We start from the raw sequence: 20430 nt of genomic DNA on the forward strand, positions 1-20430 counted from the left end.
TTACGGGCGTTCCGGAGAAGACCATGCACCGGTGGAGCGGCTCCAGCCGACCAGGTAGAGCATGCTCTCGGTGGTGCCGTTAGCCAGCACGGTAAGGGTGCCGTTGGTGTAGGCGGTGGACCCTTTGGTGTAGAGGCCGGCGACCGGGTTGGCGATGCCGTTGACATTGCCGCTGATGGCGGAGATGGCAGTAGCGGTGCCGCTCACCGACATGTCGAGCTTGCCGTTATCGAGGAAGTCGATGGAGTCGTAGATCAGCCTGCGGCTGTAGGTCCTGGCGTGGGCGAAGCCACCCTGGTCCTTGGCGAAGAAGGCCAGGTTGGAGAGGGCGCCCACGAACTTGGTGTAGCCAGCGTCACCGGCGGACTGCGAGTAGCCAAGGGCGATGGCGGTGTTGGTCCAGTCGGTGGAGTAGTACGGGTAGGTGGTGGCCGCCGGAGCAAGGTAGTTGGCGTAGGTGGTGCCCGGAGCGGCGTAGGTGCTGCTGGTGGTGCTGGAGCTGGCGGTGAAGATGGTCCCTTCGGTCGGGTCGTAGGTCGGGTAGGTGGCATTCCCTGCCGGCTCGAGGAACTTCACGAAGGAGAGCTTACCCGGCTGCACGGAGGTGAACGGGTTGATGGCGACCAGGAACTGGAGCGGGTTGGTGGTGCTGTAACCAAGCGCGTTCGGGGTGCTGGTCAGCGCGGCGTTGTAGTCGGCAATCTTCTTGTTCACAACGGTGGCGCCCAGGGCGATGGCGTTGTTGTACACCTCTTTCTGGGGATCGAGGAAGAACTGCTCGAAGGCCGCCTGGGTAGCGATGGCCTGGCCGTTCTCCGAGGTGTGGCAGTTGCTGCAAACCGCGTTGATGGCGGCCTGGTCGATCCTGAAGCTGTGGCTGCCGGTGACGTGGCAGGTAGCGCACGGGCCGTTGCTGTCGAGGTTCCCCGGGACGAAGAAGGACGGGTTGTGGGAATCGCCATGGATAGCGTTGGTGCCGAGCTTGCGGTGGGTACTGCCGATGCCGCCGACGGCCTGGCCGTAGCCCGGATCCTGGTCAGAGGTGAGGCCGTTAAGGTAAGCGTTGCTGGTCACGCCGGTGACGCCGGTCGAAAGGTTCATGAAGCCGAACTTCACGTACATGACGGCGGCAGACGGCATGTTGTGCTGGGAAATGGTGGAGGAGCGCTTGAGCTTGAGAGCCGAGGTGCTGTTGGCGAAGTACGGATCGGAGCAGCCGAAGCTGGTGGCCGAACCTTCGGTGGTGCCGGCGTGGCAGACGATGCAGACGTTGGAACCGGCCATATCCGGGTAGTACGCCTTCTTGTTGGGGTTCAGCTTGTTGTACGGAGCGAAGCCGTAGCCGGGGTTGGAGGTGGTGTAGGCCCTGAAAGCGCTGGCGCTGGTCCCCGGGAGGTTACGGATCTTCCCGAGCGGTGCGTTGCTGTGGCAGGCGTTGCAGGTGACCATCTGGTCCTGGGCAGTCATGGTGCCGCCCACAACCTTGGTCGGATTGGCCATGGCGGCGATGAAGCCGGCCGCGTTGTGGCAGCGGGTGGAGCAGCCGCTGCCGCCGCCAGCCAGGCGGGCGAAGTCGGTGCTGCCATGTGCGGACTGGGCCCAGGTCTTGCGCTCCATGTTGCCCGCCAGGGTATTGTGGACCTGGTGGCAGGCGGAGCACTCGGTGCCGTTATTGAAGTAGTAGTTGCCGTGGTTGGCGACCAGCTGGGTGTTGGTGTTGTTGATGTTGTGGCAGTCGAAGCAGCGGGCCTGGGTCCCGTTGGCAGACGGATCCGGGATGTTGTGCGACGGGCCGTGGCAGCCGACGCAGCCGGCGCCCTGGCCGTTGGCATCCTGGAAGGTGGTGTTGGTGTAGTGGCCGGACTGCTTGTAGTTGGCCACGACGCTCTGGCCGGTGAGGTCCAGGGTGGTCTCGTGGCAGCCGAGGCAGGGGACTTCCTCACTCTTGACGATCGGGACGGTCATGTTGATCGTGCCGGCGTTGGTGGTGGCGTTGGGGGCGACGTCGAGGTTGATGGCGTACCCTTCGTACACCATGGCGCCGGTGGAGTCGAGGGCCTTGACGGCCACGGCGACGGTGCCCGGGTAGATGCCCGGGATGGAGCCCGAGGCGGAGTTGGCAGCCGCCACGGTGGTTTTCACGACCGGGATCGGGCCGTTGGTGCCGGTGCCGGTCACGGTGAAGACGACGTTAGCGACGTTGGAGGGGATGGAGGAGGTCGCTTTCGCCTTGGCGAGCTTGGTGCCGTTAGACCAGGTCAGCTTCGCGGTCACCGAACCCGGGGCGGCGGAGGTGCCGGTTCCGGCATTGTTGGCGCCGCACCCCGTCATTGCCGCCAGCAACAGTACTAACAGAAGGTGTTGCAGCATAAAAAACGTTTTTCTCATCTTGCTCTCCTTACTTTGGGTGTTGGATCGTCTCATTACTGCCCGATTGCAGGTTTAAGGTCTCCGGGAGGTCCCGGGGAAGTAGGCCCCGCCCGGAGGCGGGGCTTCGTTCTTACTGGTGGTGTCTCGACACCGCGAATACCCTACGGGCGCTCGGGGCTCGACCAAAGGCCAGTGGAGCGGCTCCAGCCGAGCAGGTACAGCATCGCTTCCGAGGTCCCAGTGTAGATGGTGGTGATGGCACCGGCAGAGACGTTGTAGGCATTGGTGCCTTTGGTGAAGAGGAGGTTGCCGTTGGTATCGGTCAGCCCGGAAGCAAGGGCGGAGGCGCCGGCCGAGAGGTTCATGACGCCGTCGTCGAGGAAGTCGATGGAGTCATACAGCAGTCTCCTGGAGTAGCTGCGGGCATGGGCGTAAGCGGCCGGATCCCTGTTCAGGAGGTTGATGTTGAAGCAAGCACCCATCATCTTCTTGCCGAAGGCCTGGTTGCCGGTCCCCAGCGTCCAGTCTTTCACCTGGTTGGCGTTGGTGTGGGCCAGACCGTGCTTGAAGAAGTACGGGTAGGCGGTGGAGTCGTAGTCGATCCCTTTGGCGGCCAAAAGGGTGACGGCCAGCTTGATGGTGCTCTGGAAGGCCGAGGACTGCGGCTCGATGAACACGCTCTGGAAGTTGGTGGAGTTGAGCGGGATGGTGTTTTCAGAGCCGTGGCAGTTGGTGCAGACCTGGTTGTAGGTGTTGGCGTCGATGGCCAGGGTGTGGCCGTGGGCGGCGCGGTCGCCGGCCGGGGCGCCGTTGGCGTTCAGGTGGCAGGTCACGCAGGGGCCGTTGGCGTCAAACTGGCCGGGGATGAAGACGGCCGGGTTGTGGGTGTCGCCGTTGATGAGGGTGGTGCCGAGCTTACGATGGGTACTGGAGACGCCGCCGGCGATCCCGAAGCCGGGGACGGTGACGTTGTCCGGGGAGAGGGTCTTCCCGTAGGTGGTGGTGCCGAGGACGGCGCTAGCCGAGGTGAACTGGGTGAAGCCGGTCGACATGTACATGAGGCCGGCGGCGGCCAGGTAGTGCGAGTTCTTGAAGGAAGCGTTGGTGAAGTCGGTCACCGCGTCGACGCCGTTCTCGCGAGCGGAGTGGCAGGCGATGCAGAGGTTGGACTCGCCGACGTCCGGGAAGGTGGCGGTCACCGAGTTGTTGTTGATCTTGTACTGGGTGGTGAAGGCGCCTACCTGACGGACCGCGAAGGTGTTGTCGGTGTGGCAGCCGTCGCAGCCGAGCACTTCGCGCTTGTGGTCGCCCACTGCGGCGATCGAGGTGGTCGGGAAGGTCTGGAAGTTGCTCTTGGCGAAGTTCTTGAAGCCGGTGCCGGTGTGGCAGCGCTGGCAGGCGATCTGCCCCGGAGCCTGCATGTCCTCGGACGCCCAGGCGGCGCCGTTGATGTCACCGTGGGCGGAGGCGGCCCAGGCTACCCGCTCGGGGTCGGCCACCTGGGAGTTGTGGAACTGGTGGCAGGAGGTGCAGGCCTCGTTGGTCGGCACGAACATGGCGGCATGGACGCCGGCGCCGGTGTAGTTGTTGAAGTGCATGGCCACCTTGTCGGTGTGGCAGTCGAAGCAGCGGGCGGCGGCACCACCGGCGGAGGGATCCGGGATGTTGTGGGAGGCGCCGTGGCAGCCGACGCACCCTACCCGCACGCCGTTGGCGTCGGTGAAGGAGACGTTGGTGTAGTGGCCGGCGCTCTTGTAGTTGGCCACGATGTTCTGCCCGGTGGCGTCCAGGGTGTTCTCATGGCAGCCGAGGCAGGTCTGCTCCTCCGCCTTGACCACCGGCGGGGTCATGGCGATGTTCCCCACGTTGGTGGTGTTGTTGGCGGTCACCGCCACGTTAAGGGCGAACCCTTCGTAGACGAGCTGGTTGTTGGAGTCGAGCGCTTTGACCGAGAGGGCCACGGTGCCCGGGTACACGCCGCCGATCGAGCCGGTGGTGGTAGAGGACGGCAAGAGGCTCTTGACCACGGGGACCGGGGACCCATTGGTGCCGGTACCGGTCACGGTGAAGAGAATGTTGGCCACGTTGCCCGGCACGGTGGCGGTAACCAGGGCATGGGCTGCGTTTCCGACCGGCCGCCACTGCAGCTTGGCGGAGATGGACCCGGGGTCGCCACTGGCGGCGGGGGTGGCGGCATTGTTGGCACCGCAGCCTGTCATGGCGACCATGAACAGGACAAACAGAAGGTAGTGTAGCTTGGTCAGACTGTTTCTCATCGTGCGCTCCTTACCTTTGAGTGTTGGAAACCTCGTTCCTTTGTCGTTGATTACCGATGTCCCTTCACAGCGATCTCGGGAAAACTTCAGCTTCAATGGCACCTCCGTATGGATTGGGTATCTCTGCTTCCCTTTCATATGCATGGTTGGCATCCGTCAGCCGTCCTACCAGGTGAGCGTCCCGCTGATGCTGCCGCTCGGGTAGCCGATGGTACCGCTCACCGTTCCGGCCGGGTAGAGTACGCCGCCGGAGATGATCCCGGCCGGGTAGAGCACGCCGCCGATGACGACGCCGGTGGGGAATCCGATCGAGTTGGTGATGGTCCCGCTCGGGTAGGTCACCCCGGTGGTCACCGCGCCGGTCGGGAAGGCCACCCCGCCGACGATGGTGCCCGGCGGATACTGGACCCCGCCGATGATGACGCCGTTGGGGTACTGGATGCCGCCGATCACGGTACCGGTCGGGTAGCTCACCCCGCCGATGATGGTCACCCCGCCGTAGCTGATGCCGCCGATGATGGTGCCGTTGGGGTAGGTGGTCCCGGTATTGAGGGTGCCGACCAGCACGGTGGCGAAGTTCTGGCCGGTCACGTTGGCGCCCGCCACGGTGACCGTCCTGGTGATCGGGACGAAGCTGTAGAACCCGGCGGCCGAGGCGCTCAGGGTGTACGTGCCGTTGGGGACCGCGGGGAAGGAGAAGTTGCCGTTCTGGTCGCTGGTCGCGGTGGTGGCGTTGCTGCTGGCGTCGGTCAGGGTCAGCATGACCCCGGAGAGGCCGGCGTTGTTCAGCACCACCTGCCCGTAGATGGTGTAGGTGTTGGGCGGCGGAACCGGGGTCTGGACCTGGACGGCGCTGCTGGGCGGCGAGAGGTTGCCGGCGGCGTCGTAGGCCTCGACGGTGTAGCTGTAGGTGACGCCACCAACCACGGTGGGATCGGTGAAGGTGGTGCCGGTGGTGATGTTCGCCACCTGGACGCCGTCGCGGAATACCAGGTAGCCGGCCACGCCGTCGCTGACGCTGTTGGCGGTCCAGGTGAGGACCACCGAGCCGCTCGTGGGGGCGGAGGCCGCCACGCCGGCCGGTGCCGACGGCGGGGTCGTGTCGCTCAGGTCGACGGCGGCCGGTACCGGCGCGAGCCAGATCGCGCTCGGTGCGGAGTAGATGCCGGCATCGGAGAAGGCGAGCACGCGGTAGCTGTAGGTGGTCGACGGGGAGACCGTGGTGTCGGTGTAACCCGGAACCCGAGTGGAGGCGATGTTGACGAAGTTGTTGCCGGTGGCGTCACCCCTTTGGACCAGGTAGCCGGTCACCGGGTTGCCCCCCACGAGCGAGCTGTTCCACATGAGCGAGACGCCGCCTGCGTTCACCGAGACCGCGACGAAGTTGGTCGGGGTGTCGGGGACGGTGGCGCTCGGGTTGTTCGGGTTGGCCGGGGTGGTGACGGTCAGGACGTTGCTCGGTACCGATTCGCCGCCGTTTTTCACCGCGGTCACCGTGTAGTGGTAGCCCGTGTTGGGGGTCACCGCGGCGTCGCCGTAGGAAAGACCGGTGAGCCCGACGGCGACCGGCGAACCGTCGCGGTAGACGGTGTAGGTCACCCCGGCGTCGGCCGAGGCGGTCCAGCTCATGGAGACCAGGTTGTAGGCCGCGGTGTCGGTAAGGCCGCTGGGAGCGCCGGGAGCGGTGGCGGTCGGGGAGGCGTCGGTCCGCACGGTCAAGAGGGCCGAGGCGTCGGAGAGGTTGCTGTCGCTGTCGGCCGCCTTCACGAAGTAGATGTAGGAGGTGACCGGGCTGACCGTGTTGTCGATATACGAGGTGGTCGGGACGGTGGCGATCAGCTGGTAGTCGCGGTAGACGTTGTAGGCGGCGGCCGGGGTCACCGACCCGTCGGCGTTGGTCTTGGTGGAGGCCTGCCAGGTGAGGGAGACCACCTTGTCGTTGAAGCCGCGGCAGACGAGCCCTACCGGGGTGGACGGGGCCACGGTGTCGTAGGGGGCCGGGGTGGTCACGTCGATCTCGTTGCTCGCCTCGGAGTAGTTGCCGATGGCGTCGATGGCGTAGACCTTGTAGACGTAGTGGGTGACCGGCTCGGCCAAAAGGTCGAAGTAGGTGAAGGAGGAGGCGGAGGAACCGCGGGTGTCGACGAGCGCGACGGTGGCGGCCACTCCGACGTCGTTGACGCGGCAGACGGCGTATCCGGCTACCCCGTTGGAGGTGGAGGCGTTCCAGGTCACCCGCACCTTGCGGGCGGCCAGGGCGCTCGCGGCTGCCCCGGTGGGCGCGTTCGGGGGCGCTGCGTCGGTGACGGAAGGCACGGTCACCGGTGCGGTCATGGCATTGGAGAGCGCGGTGTTGATCACGGTGCTCGGAACGTACTCGGGGGGGACCGTCCCTTCCTGGGCCAGCTGGGAGGTGGAAACCACGATGGCGTTCTTAAGGGCGGCGGCCACGTTCCCCATCCCGTTGGCGGAGAGCATGGAGGCGACGATGTCGGCCAGGGTCGGGGTGGTGGCGGCCAGCGCGTGGGCCGCCGAGACCGAGACCTGGCCGGAGGTGACCAGGTTCACCGCACGGATGCTGACCGCGAGGTCCTGCTGGGCCTTGGAGGTGAAGCGGTCGTTGATCCGGCGCGGGGGCGCGGTCTGGTAGAAGCCCAGCCCGAACAGGTTCTCGAGGGCGGCGTAGGACTTCTTGATGTTGCCGGAGGAGAAGCCGGTCGCGGCGTAGTTCTGCTTGATGAACTCGACCGAGGCCTCGGTGGCCAGGCTGACCATCACCGGCGGGATGTTGGCGCGGGTGACGAAGTTGGCCGGTACCGCGGCCCGGATGGTGCTCAGCCCGCCGACGAAGAGGGCCCTCCGGAGCTGCCTCAGCGCGCTGCCGCCGGAAACCTTGCTCTCTACCACCAGGGCTCCCGTGTAGCTGGTCGGGATCTGCAGGCGGTAGGCCCCTTTGCTGTCGGTGGTGGCGGTGACCGGGTAGATGCTGAGGGGGGTAGTCGACTCGACGCCGTTCTGGTCGACGGGGTAGGCGGTCACCGTTGCCCCCGCCAGCGGCAGCCCGGTTGCCGGGTCGGAGACTATCCCGGACAGCGTTTTCGCGGGCACGTTGGGTGCCGGTGTGTTGCCGGCGAAGTCGCCACATCCGGAAAGGAGCAGCGCCAAAGAGGCGAGCACCAAGGCTCCGAAGGTGAACCTCTTCCAGTTAATCGACATACAACTCCTCCTTCTGCTTATGGTTAGGCTGATTGCGTGTCATGGTCCCAGGCGCCCCCGTTGGCAGCGGGCGCCTAATCTTTTTCACAGGGTCACGGTGATGGCGCCGGACCCGGAGTTCGCCGAGGAGGCGGAGATCGCGTTCCCGGTGTTGTCCTGGCCGTTGACGTGGACCAGGAGCGGGTTGGGAACGAAGTTGTACCCGGAAAGGGCCGGGGTCATCGTGTAATAGCCGTCGGGGATCCCGGCGAAGCTGAAGGCCCCGTTGGCGCCGGTGGTGGTCCGGTAGCTCGCCCCCGCCTGGTCGGCCAGCACCAGGGAGACTCCCGCCAGGGCGCCGCCGCCCGAGACGCTGACGCTTCCCGAGATGGCGTAGGTGGCCGCTGCCGCAGCGGTGAAGTCGGCCGTCTGGCTGGCGCCGGAGAGGGTCACGGTCTGGGTGGCGGACGGCGAGAAGCTGAAGCCGTCGGGATGGGAGACCGCCACGTGGTAGCTGCCGGCGGTAAGACCCGCCGCCGCGTAGTGCCCTGCCCCGTCCGTCACCAGGCTCGCCACCTGCTGGCTGGAGGCGTCGGTGATGGTCACCGTGGCGCCGGCCAGCCCGGCGTTGTTGCCGGAGGAGACCGTCCCGGAGATCGAGTAGGTCGGGATGGGGACGGCGGTGAAGTCGGCCGCCGCCCCGTTGTTGTTGATGGACACCGTGACACTCGCCGGGGTGAAGGTGTAGCCGGCCCGCGAGGGGGTCACCGTGTAGCTCCCGTTGGAGAGCTGGGTGAAGCTGAAATTGCCGTTGCCGTCGCTGAACTGGTTCCCCACCCCGTTCACCGCGAGGGTCACCTGGCCGAGGCCGGCGCCGTTGAGGGTGACCTGCCCGGCGATGGAGTACGCTGCCGGGGCACTGGTCCCCGTGACGCCGCTTCCGCCGGAGCCGCCGCATCCGAAGATGAGCGGCAGGATAAGGATGAACACCAGGGCAATTATCTTTCTCATCTGACTTTTCCTTAGCTTAGGCCGTTATTCCCAGTTGGCCGTCGGAGGTGCCACCGTGTGGCAGGTGTTGGTGCAGGTGGTGGTGGTGCCGTTGTAGGTCGTGATGCTGGTCGCCCCCCCGCCGATGGTGTTGGCCGGGTCGAACTCGAAGGCCGGGGTGGCGAGGCCTCCGAAGTGGTTGGCGGTGGTCAGCTGGTTGACGTTATGGCAGTCGGTGCAGAAGATGAGCCTCCCGGCGCCCGGCTTGGCGGTCGCGAGGTGGAAGGCATGCATGTTCTCCCCGTTGAAGCTCCCCGAGTGGAAGCTGTTGTACTGGGGAGCCGTCGGGTCGAGCTGCTGGTGGCAGGAGAGGCAGTCGGTGGCGACGTTGATGGAGCCTACCCCCCAGGCCGGGGTCTGCTTGCCGCCGTGGCAGCTGACGCCGGAGCACGAGCCCCCCTGGTAGCGGAAGCCGCCGGTCTCGGCCGCGAACACCGTCGAGAAGTTCATGAAGGCCTTGGAGCCGTTGGTGGCCGCCCCGGTGGCATGGCGGTCGGTGCCGGTGCCGTAGCCGGAGTGGCAGGCGAAGCAGTCGATCCCCACGGAGATGTGGGCCGCATGGGAGCCGGCGCGGTTCGGGTAGACGGTCCCGTTCGGGGGTGCCCCGTGGCAGGAGGCGCAGCCGCTCGACTTCTGGGCCGGGCTCGTGCTGTGGCAGGAGAGCCCGAACTGCGGGTCGGTCGACAGGCAGGAGGGTGTCCCGGCCACCTGGGTTCCGCCGCTGCCGGTCGCGTGGCAAAGCCCGCAGGAGTTGGCGGAGTCGAGCACCGCGCTCCCCCTCACGGTGGTGCCGTTATACATGGCCCAGGCGTGGAACTGGTCGTCGCCGGGGGTGACCCAGCCGGCGGGGTGCCCGAGGGTGTGGTCGGCGTTGGCGTGGCAGGACTGTCCGTTGAGGCTCGGGGTGAAGCAGCTCACCTTCGAGATGCCGCCGGAAAGGTCGTAGCTGTGGCACTCGGAGCAGGCCGTATTGGCGGTGACATCGGAGCTCCCGCCGTTGGCCTGGTCGTAGGTGACCCAGTGCTGCTGGACCCAGTTGTCCGGGTGCTTCCCGTTAGGGTCCACCGTCGGGGTTGAGCCGCCACCGCCGGAGCAGGCGGCCAGGGCAGCCAGAGCCAGGGGAACGGAAATGGTCATGAGCAAGGCGGTTTTGATACGCATTATCCTCTCCTATCGATGGCAGGCGACGCAGCGCTCGTTATTGGTTCGGCCGTGGCAGCGGTAGCAACTGGCGGGATCCAGTTTCCCTTCGATCTTGTGAAGGGTGATGTAGTCGCCGCGGTGCGGCATCATCCGGTCCGGGCGGTCGCCGTTTTTAACCGACGGCTTCATCTCGATCTTGTTGGTGTGGCAATCGGCGCAGAACGAGAGCTTGTGGCAGGTAGCGCACAGGGCGTCGTCGGTTGCCGCATAGAAGCGGTGGTTTTTCACGAAGATGCGGGAATGGTTGAAGGCGGCGAACGGCTTCATGGTCCCCTTTTGCTGATCCTCATGACATTCGGAGCAGCTCACCGGCCCGCTGGAAAGCTCTTCCGGATGGGTGGCGGGGAGGTTCGGCAGCGCCTTCATCTGGGCGCAAGCAGCCAGAGAAAGGATCGCGGCCAATAAAAGCAGCGCGGATATCAGCGGGGAGCGTCTCATTTCTTGTCTCCTTTGTCGGCGAATTTGACATTGTAGGTGAGCCGCACCAGCCCCTTCAGCTCGTCGTTGTACTGCGGGTTTTGACCGTAGCTTAAGTCACCGGAGAGCGAGAGGTCGGGGGTCAGGTGGTAGCCGAGACCGGCCACCGTCTCCCAGGCGTTGTTGCGGTTCTCGATACGGGTCTTGAAGAAGTAGCCGATCAGGTCGAGCGAGGCGAAGTACCCCTTGGTGTCGTGCATGACGTAGCCGCGGGCCGCGTGGTAGGAGCCGGAGGCGCCGTCCACCGGGACGACGGCGAAGTTCTCGGAGGCGCGCAGGTAGTGGTAGTCCACCCCGGTCCTCAGGGTGTTCTTCAGGAAGTTCCCCCTCACCTCGCCCCCGAACCGCTCGGCGCGCCCGACGTCCCGCTTGTAATTCTTATAGTCGGCGGTGACATCGACGTTGTCGGTCAGGCTGTAGGTCGCCATCCCCCCGATCGCCTTGGAATTCTGGTTGAGATTCCTGAGCATGTCGGCGAAGAGCAGCGAAGAGTAGAAGAAGGAGCGGTCGCGCTGCTCGTCGTAGCTCGCGGCCAGGGTCAGCTTGCTGACCGGGAAGGCCTGCACGAGGTAGCTGTGCTCGGCGATCCCCTTGGTCTCGGTGTTGTAGCTCGTGTGGCCGGAGACCTGCACCATCTGGAAGGGCCTCAGCCAGATGTCGCCGCCGATCAGGCGATGGCTGCCGAAGGTGCCGGGGAGGAAGTTGTTGCTGGAGACGGTCGGGGCGTCGGTCTCGTAGACGCCGGAGAAACCGAGCTCGAGGAGGCCCCCCTTGCGGTAGTTCACCCGCCCGCCGGCGATGGCGTCACCCTTGCCGTCGGTGTCGGCGCCGAGGATCTTCACCGTGTGTACGGTGGCGCCGCCGAAGGCCGAGACCCCGAAGCCGTACGGGAGGTCGGTCTTGAAGCTGCCGCCGTCCACCTGCTCGTTCACGATCCCTTCGCTGATGAAGAAGCGGCCGGCGCGGGCGCGGGCGTTGGCGTGATCGAAGCGGTACTGCAGGAAGCCGTAGTTGAGCGCCCCACCTACGCTGCTGTCCCCCCCGTCGACCGGGTCGTAGCGGTCGGCCAGGCTCACCCTCCCCCACCCGTAGAGATGCACGGAGAGCCTGCCGTCACCCAGCTGATCAGCGTCGAGCCCTAAGAACTCGGTAAGCGGAGCCAGGGTCTTGCTCTGGAATCCGGCATGGTTGTCCTCCTCGATCCTCAGGATCGTGGTCGAGTCGACGGACCCATCCGCCAGCGCCGCGGCAGGCAACGCCGCCAGTAAAAGGGCGGGCAGCAAACGGCAGAACCTTTTGAAGTCAATGCACATGCAACTCCTCCTGTTTCGCGAGTATCTAGGGAAATCTGGTTCTTGAGGGAATTCTCCCACTGGTTGCGCGGATCTACCGTACACGGGCGCGAAAAGACCGGTGGAGCGAAGAGCACACCCCAAGGCAGAGGAACCCACCGGGTTCGCGTCAGTCAAACTATCGAACTGTTCGTTGTTACCGGAGCCGTGCGTAAGGCTCGGCCCCCCGGCCGGAAGCTAACGCCCCGGGCCGGCCGATGACACCCGGCCCCTTCCCGGGGAGGTGTCAGCCTGCGACAAAGTATGGATGTGAGTGGGAACTGTATATGAGGGTGGATCTATGATAGACGAGGGCCTTCCGGTCAGCTGGCGGCCGGCGGCACTCTCACAAGCGAAGGGTTTTGATGACATTGCAAGTGGCAGCATTAATACTCTCTTAAAAAGAATACACTACTCAAAAATCCGAAATTCAAGGACGGTGCTACCTGTCTAAATTAAAATACTTTCAGAACAACTCGGCAAACACACTGCTGCATACGTATACTGTATCGAGCGGTGTCCGGAAAACTTTAGCGCTTTTTTTCACACTGTCAAATTTTTCCCGGTGATACGAATATTACTAGCAGCACTTTCTCAATGTCAATATTAATTATTTTTAACAGTCATTATTTTTCAGTATCTTATGCGCGAGAACCTCCAGTCTGAGAGTAACTGTTAGTAATCATTGTGACACAAGAAACCCGTGCCATATAAAGAGGCAGATAATTCAATAGAGGGAAAACCGATCAGAAACAGTTGGGATTGCCGGCCAGGGGCTTACGGGGAGTCAGGCAAGGTTATGACTGAGTAAGGGCGGGAAATCTAAGCGAAGTGCAATCGGAGATCAAGCCCAAAAGAGAGTCCGGACGGGGAGGCTACTGAGCATGAGCGGGAGGCTTCACCAGGAGCAGTAACAGTACCACCGAAACGCCAGCCAGTCCGGTCCCGACCAGGAAGGAGGCGTGGGATCCGAACCGCTGCCAGATGAGGCCGAAGATGAGGCTCGCCGGGAGCGCCCCGGCCCCGATGGCGAAGTTGTACCAGCCGAAGGCCGCCCCCCGCAGGAAGGGATCGGAAAGATCGGCCACCAGGGCCTTCTCCACCCCTTCGGTGAGGCCGTAGAAAAGGCCGTAGCAGGCAAAGAGGATCCAGATGTGGGACTCGCGGGAGGCAAAGGCGAAGCCTAAGTAGCAAAGGGCGTAGACGAGCCAGCCGGCCACGATCACCTTGCGCCGCCCGATCCGGTCGGAGAGGACGCCGAACGGCATGCTGGCGAGCATCTTCACCGCGCTGAAGAAGGCCCACAGAAGAGGGATGCGAAAGACCGGCACGCCGAGCTGGCCGGCCTTCAGGAGGAGGAAGGCGTCCGAGGAGTTGCCGAGGGTGAAGAGGAAGAGAATAAAGAGATAGCGGCGCAGGGGGCCGGCCGGGAGCGAAGAGAGGCGCACCTGCTGTTTGGGGGGAACCTCCCGTCCGGAATCCTGCACCTTGAAGACGATGAGGGCCACCGCGATGAGGCCGGGGATGCCGGCCAGCCAGAAGAGGGTCCGCAGGTCGTCGTGGAGCCAGACGGCCAAAAGGAGGGTGGCGATGAGCGGGCCGATGAGGGCCCCCGCGTTATCCATGGAGCGGTGGAAGCCGTAGGCCTTACCGCGCAGGGAGGGATCGACCGAGTCGGCGATGAGGGCGTCGCGCGGCGAGGTCCGCACCCCCTTCCCCACCCGGTCCCCGGCGCGGATGATGAGGACCGCCAGCGGCGACTGGGCAGCGCCGATCAGCGGGCGCATGAGCGACGAGATCGAGTAGCCGAAGAGGACCAGCCCCTTTCTCGCCCGCACGCGGTCCGACATGATGCCGGAGGCGAGTTTCAAAAGCGACGCGGTCGACTCCGCCACCCCCTCGATGGCGCCGAGGAAGGCGGGGCCTGCCCCCAGCACCGAAGAGAGAAAGAGCGGAAGCAGGGGATAGATCATTTCGCTGGAGACGTCGGTAAAGAGGCTCACGAAGCCGAAGATCAGCACGTTGCCGGATAGCCCCTTGAAGAGTGCGGTCATGACCTACCTCCTTGGTAAACTATAGCAGAACTGCTAATCCTCACCCGGCGATGGCGGAATCCCTTTCCCGCCGGAGCCTCCCCCTGCCCTTTCGGGTTGACATTTACCCCTTATTTGATTACCTATCACAGTCTTAGTTAGAAATTTGCTATGGAGGGACGCGATGCACAAGGAGATGAAAACAGGCTTCATCGGCGGGGGCAACATGGCGGAAGCCATCATCAAGGGGCTTCTGGCCGGAGGTGTTCCGGCGGCCAACCTGACGGTGTCCGAGCCGAGCGAGCAGCGGAGGGGGCACCTGTCGGAACGCTACGGCATCCGCACCATCTCGGACAATGGCGAACTCTGCCGCCAGAGCGACCTCGTCATCCTCGCCGTCAAACCGCAGGTCTTCAGCCAGGCGCTCAAGGACGTCCAGGGAAGTAACCAGCTCTACATATCCATCATGGCCGGCGTGAAGTGCGCCGCGATCGAAGAAGTCCTCGGAGCCGAGGCCCGCGTGGTGCGGGTGATGCCCAACACCCCCGCCCTCGTGCTGGAAGGCGCTACCGCCATCGCCCGCGGCACCCGCGCCACCGACGACGATCTCTCGATCACCCGCCGGATCTTCGACCTGGTCGGGACGAGCTGCGTGGTAGAGGAGAAGCTCCTCGACGCGGTGACCGGGGTATCCGGAAGCGGCCCCGCCTACGTGCTGACCTTCATCGAGGCTCTGAGCGACGCCGGTGTGAAACACGGGCTCACCCGCGACGTGGCCACCGCACTCGCCGCCCAGACCGTCTACGGCACCGCCAAGCTCCTCCTGGAGACCCGCGAGCACCCGGCCGTTCTCAAGAGCCAGGTCGCCTCCCCGGGAGGGACCACCATCGCCGCCATGCACCAGCTCGACCGGGACGGCTTCCGCGCCGCCACCATCAACGCGGTCGACGTCTGCGTTGCCCGTTCCATGGAGCTCGGAAAGAAATGAAGACACGGGTAACCGTCACCGTCCGCGGGCGCGTGCAGGGGGTGGCCTTCCGGCACTACACCGCACGCACCGCGGCCAAGCTCGGAGTGAGCGGCTGGGTGGCGAACCAGGCGGACGGCTCGGTGAAAGGATGCTTCGAGGGGGAAGAAGAGGCGGTGCGGGCCATGGTCGACTGGTGCCGGCGCGGTCCCGACCTCGCCCATGTGGAACAGCTGACCGAAGAGCCGGGCGAGTACACCGGCGAGTTCGCCGGCTTCGGCATACGGTACTGACATGAAGACGCCACGCCACCTGATAACGATACTGGCCGCCCTCCTCTTCGGGGTGACGATGGCCGGGGCCGCGTGGGGCGCAGAGAGCCTCGACCTCGACAAGGCGGTCAAGGTCGGATCCGGCAAGATCATGGTGATAGAATTCACCGATCCCGACTGCCCCCACTGCCGCAAGGCCGAGGCGTACTTCCAGGGGAAACCGCAGGTGACCCGCTACATATTCTTCCTTCCGCTGGCCATCCATCCCGGCGCCAAGGAAAAGGTGCAGTACATCCTTTCCGCCAAAGACCGGGAGCGGGCGTATCTCGAAGTGCAGAGCGGGAAGTACGATCCCCGGACGGCGGTCATCACCCCCGAGGGGATCCGGCTGCAGAAAGAGCACCAGGAGATAGCAAAGAAGAACAAGGTGAGGTCAACCCCGACCTTCATGATCTACGGCAGGATAATGACCGGCTTCGACATCAACCGCATCGATCCCCTCCTCCGCTGACCTCCGCTAACCTCCGCTTCCGCCCACGACCGGACGCTTCTCTATATATCCTCGCCCTTTAAGGGCAGCCGAAGGCGGGATTCCGGGGGGTACCCTTCTTCGAATTTCCTTGTCTCGAACAGTCTCGTTCTGTACTGTGGCGAAAAACCCAACCAAAGGAAACGCCATGACACCGATCGACGAGGCGCTCGCCAAGCTGCGCGAGAACGCCCACGACCCGAAGAAGCAGTCCCAATTCTACGACCTCTTCCTCAACTCGACCTTTTTCATCCCCATCCTCGGCGACCACCAGGATGGCGCGCCGGAAGGTCAGCGCGAAATCATCCCGGTGATCACCCAGGCCAACGGCAACGACTACCTCATGCTGTTCGACACCATGGAGCGCATGGTGGCCTGGATCGCCGACGGCGGAGAAAAGCGCTTCGTGGAAGTCCCCGGCCACATGTTGACGCTGACCACCACCCCTCCGCTGCACTGGGCCCTCAACGTGGGGACCGAGTACACCAAGGAGTTCCTCCCCAACGAGATCGACTGGCTACGGGAAGCGGTCGAAAAGTGCAACGCCCAGGCCGCCGCCGAAGCTTCGGAGAACTGCTGCGGGTAAGGCACCTCCTCCAAAGCGTTGCGAGGGAAACCAGGTCCCCCCCTTTGCGAAGGGGGGACAGGGGGGATTTTAGCCGCCGCCGGATCGACTGACTAAACCAAATCCCCCTAAATCCCCCTTTTTCAAAGGGGGACTTTCGAATCTTCCCCGAAATTACCCGATCCCCTTCGGTTTCCCGCCCCTAAACGTTTCTCAGACGGAACTGGCGCTGAGGCCTCCCGACCGCTCCGTACTGCAGCGACTCCTCCACCATCCCCTGTTCCACGAGATGATCGAGGTAGGCGCGCGCCGTCGAGCGGCTCAACCCAGCCGTCTGGGCGATCTGGTCGGCGGTACGGAAGGAGGCATCGGCAACCAGCACCCCCTTCACCAGTTCGAGGGTCCGCTGGTCGATACCCTTCGGCAGCTGCTGCGGCGCCGTCTTGGGACCCCGGAACTGCTTCAGCCCCTCCACGAACTTCTGGTCCGCGTTCCCCCCCGACAGCAGGTGGCACTTGAACTGCCGGTATTTGCCGAGCGCCCCCTTGAGGAGGTCCAGGTCGAACGGCTTGATGAGGTAATCGAAGATCCCCAGCCTGAACGCCTCCTCGATGGTTTCGATCTCCTTAGCCGCGGTAATGAGGATGACGTCGCAGGGGAGGTTCTCGCCGCGAATCTCCCGCAGGGCCTCGATCCCCGAACGGTCGGGGAGGTAGACGTCGAGGAGAATCAGTTCCGGGCGGAGCTCCCGGGCCAGATCGATCGTCTCCTGGAAGTTCTTGGCGATTCCCACCGGGCGGTACCCCTCCTGCTGCTCGATGAACTTCGCATGCATCCGGGCGATCATGAAGTCGTCGTCGACCACCAGCACCTTAAGGCTATCCATTCAATCCTCCTGACGTCGGAAGCACGACCCTGACCATGGTTTCCCCTTCCCGGCCGGTCACCCCGATCTCCCCTCCGCAGCTTTCCACCATCTTCTTCACCAGGGCGAGGCCGAGTCCCCTCCCCTCTCCCTTGGTGGTGACCCCGTCCTCGAAGATGCGCCCGGCGACCGAGGGATCGACGCCCGGCCCGCTGTCGGCGACCTCCACCCGCACCCGGTCCGTCTCTTCGCGCACCAGGACGGATACCTTTCCCCCGGTGGAGAACGGCTGGAGCGCGTCGAAGGCGTTCTCGATCGCGTTTCCGAGCACCGCCACCACCACCTCGCGGTGCGGGCAGTGCTCCGACACCAGGGATTCCGAAGAGACCTCGAGCTGGATGCCGAGCTCGCCGGCCCGGTGCGTCTTGCCGACCAGGATGCCGGCGATGGCGGTGTCCCGGATACGCGCCAGGTAAAACTCCATCGCCTTCTGGTACTCCTCGTTGACCTGGTCGATGACGGCGGTCGCGGAGTCGTAATCGGACATCCTGATGAGCCCGGAGATGAGGTGGAGCTTGTTCATAAACTCGTGCCGCTGACTTCTCAGGGTGTCCACGTAACGGCCGATGTCGGCCAAGCGCCGGTCGATCTGCTCCAGGGCGACCTTGTCGCGAAAGGTGCTGACCGCGCCGATCACCTTTCCGCCGAGGACCACCGGGACGCGGCTCACCACGGCCAATGTGTTACCTACCACCATCGGCTGGTCGTACTGGGGAAGGCCGTCGCGGAGCACCTCGGGAAGCCGGGTGTTGGGGAGCAGGTCGGCGATGTGGGAGCCGGCCAGCTCTTCCCGCTCCCGGCCGAGCATCTTCTTCGCCTCGTGGTTGCAGCTCACGACGATCCCCTCGGCGTTGACGGCGATGATCCCCTCACGGATCGCCTCCAGGATGGCGGCCTGCTCCTGGACGCTGAAGGCGATCTCGCCGGGCTCCATATTGAGTATCTGCCGCTTGACGTGTCCCGACAGGAGATAAGAGCCGGCGAGCCCGGCCAGGAGTGCAACCGCGGCAATGCCCAGGAGTTTGAAGAGGAGGCTGGAGACGTTGGCCCGCACGTTGTGGACCAGAAAGCCGGTGGATACCACCCCGATCTGGCGGTGGCTGGCGTCGAAGACCGGAGCCTTTCCGCGCACGGAGTACCCGAGAGTGCCGGTGGCGCGGGTGATGCTCTCCTTGCCCTTGAGCACCTCGGCGTTGTCCTCCCCGACCATGTGGTGGCCGATCTCGGCCGGATTGGGATGGCTGTAGCGGATGAGCTTGAGGTTGCTGACCACCACGAACTCGGCGCCGGTGTCGCGCCGGATCATCTCGGCCAGCGGTTGAATGGTGCGGGAGGGATCGGGGTCTGCGAAGGCTTTCACCACCTCGGGGAGCCCCGCCACCGTGCGCGCCACCACGAGTGCGCGCTCGCCGGTCTCCCGGAAGGTCAGGTCCACCACCAGGTACCAGGTGGCGGAGACCACCATGGCCAGGACGAAGAAGATGGTGAGGGACACGAGCCCATTGATCTTGCTGCGCAGCGACATCCTGCCGAATCTAATCACCATGCGGCTCTCCCGGCGTCTTCTTCCGGCATTCCCTCCCCCCCACCCCCTGCCCCCCTCCCTCAAGGGGAGGGGGAAAACAGGTCTCCCCCTTTAACAAGGGGGACTTTTACACTGAGGCTGGGTTTTAGCGAGGCGAGTGTACTTTATGAGCGAAGCGAAAGCAAACGAAACGGCCCTTTTCCCGCTCGAAACCGTCTGCTTTCATGGCAAAAAGGGCGGCCTGCGCCCGCTGCCAAAATCGCCAAAAATGCCAATAAAGATAATACGTTCCTTTTCAGCCCAATGTTTACAGCAGGCCGCCGGATCCATAGAATCCCGTTCTAGAACTACCATCCGCTTCGCGAGGAGGAGAGACTATGTCAACCGGGCAGCAATCGAAACTAGGGGCCGTGTTTCGGGTAACCAGCGGTAACTTCCTGGAGATGTTCGACTTCTTCCTCTTCGGCTTCTACGCCACCTACATCTCCAAGGCCTTTTTCCCCGCGGGGAGCGAGTTCGCCTCGCTGATGCTCACCTTCGTCACCTTCGGGGCAGGCTTCCTCATGCGCCCCCTCGGGGCCATCATTCTCGGCTCCTACATCGACCGGGTCGGGCGCCGCAAGGGACTCATCGTCACCCTCGCCCTGATGGCGCTCGGGACCGTGATGATCGCCTTCGTCCCGGGCTACGCGACCATCGGCATCCTCGCCCCCCTCTGCGTCCTCATCGGCCGCCTCTTCCAGGGCTTCTCGGCCGGGGTCGAGCTCGGCGGCGTCTCGGTCTACCTCTCCGAAATGGCCACCCCCGGCCGCAAGGGGTTCTACGTCAGCTGGCAGTCGGCGAGCCAGCAGGTGGCCATCATCGTGGCGGCCATCATCGGCTACGAGCTCAACATCCTCCTCACCAAGGCGGAAGTCGCCTCCTGGGGGTGGCGGGTCCCCTTCTTCATCGGCTGCATGATCGTCCCCCTCATCTTCTTCATCCGCCGCTCGCTGCAGGAGACCGAGGAGTTCCTGGCCAGAAGCCGCACCCATCGCCCCTCCACCAGGGAGATCTTCCGCTCCATGCTGGAGAACTGGGGGGTGGTGACCGCCGGGATGATGCTGGTCATCATGACCACCACCTCCTTCTACCTGATCACCGTCTACACCCCCACCTTCGGGAAGAGCGTACTGAAGCTGAGCGACACCGACAGCCTGGTCGTCACCTTCTGCGTCGGCGTCTCCAACTTCATCTGGCTCCCGATCATGGGCTCCCTCTCCGACCGCATCGGCCGCAAACCGTTATTGATCTTCTTCACCCTCCTCACCCTGGCCACCGCCTACCCCGCCCTCTCCTGGCTGGTGGCGGGCCCGACCTTCATGAAGATGCTGGTGGTCGAACTGTGGCTCTCCTTCCTCTACGGCAGCTACAACGGCGCCATGGTGGTGGCCCTCACCGAGGTGATCCCGGCCCACATCCGGACGGTCGGCTTCTCGCTCGCCTATAGCCTCGCCACTGCGCTCTTCGGGGGCTTCACTCCCGCGGTCTCCACCTGGCTCATCAAGGCGACCGGCGACAAGGGGGCTCCCGGCTACTGGATGATGTTCGCCGCCGCCTGCGGCCTGGCCGGAACCCTCATCCTCTACCGGAAAAAATCCGAGGTTGCGGACGCCGGTCTCTGCGCCATTCCGGCCGTCGGCGAGGCAGAGGAGCTCCGGTGACGCCCGGGG

Annotated in this window: 15 protein-coding genes; 5 read left to right on the top strand and 10 right to left on the bottom strand. The window is 64.4% G+C overall.

Translation table 11 applies throughout. The features are described 5' to 3' along the window. The 8 genes from L4X63_RS13185 to L4X63_RS13220 all read right to left on the bottom strand — a co-directional run bounded on the left by L4X63_RS13185 (window position 1) and on the right by L4X63_RS13220 (window position 13956). Window positions 1–2388 carry a NapC/NirT family cytochrome c gene (locus L4X63_RS13185; protein ID WP_250679105.1) on the bottom strand — a complete coding sequence of 796 codons (2388 nt, stop codon included), beginning with the start codon at window positions 2386–2388 and terminating at the stop codon, window positions 1–3. Window positions 2389–2531: 143 nt separating this feature from the next. Continuing rightward, window positions 2532–4646 carry a NapC/NirT family cytochrome c gene (locus L4X63_RS13190; RefSeq protein WP_250679106.1) on the bottom strand — a complete coding sequence of 705 codons (2115 nt, stop codon included), beginning with the start codon at window positions 4644–4646 and terminating at the stop codon, window positions 2532–2534. 165 nt (window positions 4647–4811) lie between these two features. After that, window positions 4812–7862, bottom strand: a complete 3051-nt coding sequence (locus L4X63_RS13195; protein ID WP_250679107.1) for a fibronectin type III domain-containing protein — start codon at window positions 7860–7862, stop codon at window positions 4812–4814. 84 nt (window positions 7863–7946) lie between these two features. Next, entirely contained in the window at window positions 7947–8852 is a 906-nt protein-coding gene (locus L4X63_RS13200; RefSeq protein ID WP_250679108.1) for an MSCRAMM family protein, read from the bottom strand. A gap of 24 nt (window positions 8853–8876) precedes the next feature. Next, window positions 8877–10052, bottom strand: a complete 1176-nt coding sequence (locus L4X63_RS13205; RefSeq protein ID WP_250679109.1) for a CxxxxCH/CxxCH domain c-type cytochrome — start codon at window positions 10050–10052, stop codon at window positions 8877–8879. Between the two features lie 9 nt (window positions 10053–10061). Beyond that, window positions 10062–10532: a cytochrome C gene (locus tag L4X63_RS13210; protein WP_250679110.1), complete on the bottom strand. Its 471-nt coding sequence runs from the start codon at window positions 10530–10532 to the stop codon at window positions 10062–10064. Continuing rightward, window positions 10529–11884, bottom strand: a complete 1356-nt coding sequence (locus L4X63_RS13215; protein WP_250679111.1) for a hypothetical protein — start codon at window positions 11882–11884, stop codon at window positions 10529–10531. Before L4X63_RS13215 ends, L4X63_RS13210 begins: the two co-directional genes overlap by 4 nt. A gap of 893 nt (window positions 11885–12777) precedes the next feature. Beyond that, entirely contained in the window at window positions 12778–13956 is a 1179-nt protein-coding gene (locus tag L4X63_RS13220; RefSeq protein WP_250679112.1) for an MFS transporter, read from the bottom strand. A gap of 163 nt (window positions 13957–14119) precedes the next feature. On the opposite strand from L4X63_RS13220, the gene proC reads away from it, so the two are divergent. The 4 genes from proC to L4X63_RS13240 all read left to right on the top strand — a co-directional run bounded on the left by proC (window position 14120) and on the right by L4X63_RS13240 (window position 16289). Beyond that, window positions 14120–14923 (top strand): pyrroline-5-carboxylate reductase, encoded by an 804-nt coding sequence (gene proC, locus L4X63_RS13225; RefSeq protein ID WP_250679113.1) that lies wholly within the window; start codon window positions 14120–14122, stop codon window positions 14921–14923. Beyond that, on the top strand, window positions 14920–15195 hold the full coding sequence (locus L4X63_RS13230; RefSeq protein WP_250679114.1) for an acylphosphatase: 276 nt from the start codon (window positions 14920–14922) through the stop codon (window positions 15193–15195). Before proC ends, L4X63_RS13230 begins: the two co-directional genes overlap by 4 nt. Window position 15196: 1 nt before the next feature. After that, entirely contained in the window at window positions 15197–15685 is a 489-nt protein-coding gene (locus L4X63_RS13235; RefSeq protein WP_250679115.1) for a thioredoxin fold domain-containing protein, read from the top strand. Between the two features lie 166 nt (window positions 15686–15851). After that, window positions 15852–16289, top strand: coding sequence for an SseB family protein (locus tag L4X63_RS13240; protein WP_250679116.1), 438 nt, complete (start codon window positions 15852–15854; stop codon window positions 16287–16289). 181 nt (window positions 16290–16470) lie between these two features. Here the strand turns inward: L4X63_RS13240 and L4X63_RS13245 are convergent, their stop codons facing one another. Together L4X63_RS13245 and L4X63_RS13250 are read right to left on the bottom strand one after the other, a co-directional pair. Next, a complete protein-coding gene (locus L4X63_RS13245; RefSeq protein WP_250679117.1) occupies window positions 16471–17154 on the bottom strand; it encodes a response regulator in 684 nt (227 codons plus the stop codon). After that, window positions 17147–18739 carry an ATP-binding protein gene (locus tag L4X63_RS13250; RefSeq protein WP_250679118.1) on the bottom strand — a complete coding sequence of 531 codons (1593 nt, stop codon included), beginning with the start codon at window positions 18737–18739 and terminating at the stop codon, window positions 17147–17149. The genes L4X63_RS13245 and L4X63_RS13250 overlap by 8 nt, the downstream gene beginning before the upstream one ends. A 356-nt stretch (window positions 18740–19095) precedes the next feature. On the opposite strand from L4X63_RS13250, the gene L4X63_RS13255 reads away from it, so the two are divergent. Then, on the top strand, window positions 19096–20421 hold the full coding sequence (locus L4X63_RS13255; RefSeq protein ID WP_250679119.1) for an MFS transporter: 1326 nt from the start codon (window positions 19096–19098) through the stop codon (window positions 20419–20421). Window positions 20422–20430 lie beyond the last annotated feature (9 nt).

The organism is Geomonas sp. Red32 (genome assembly GCF_023652955.1).
Lineage (GTDB): Bacteria > Desulfobacterota > Desulfuromonadia > Geobacterales > Geobacteraceae > Geomonas.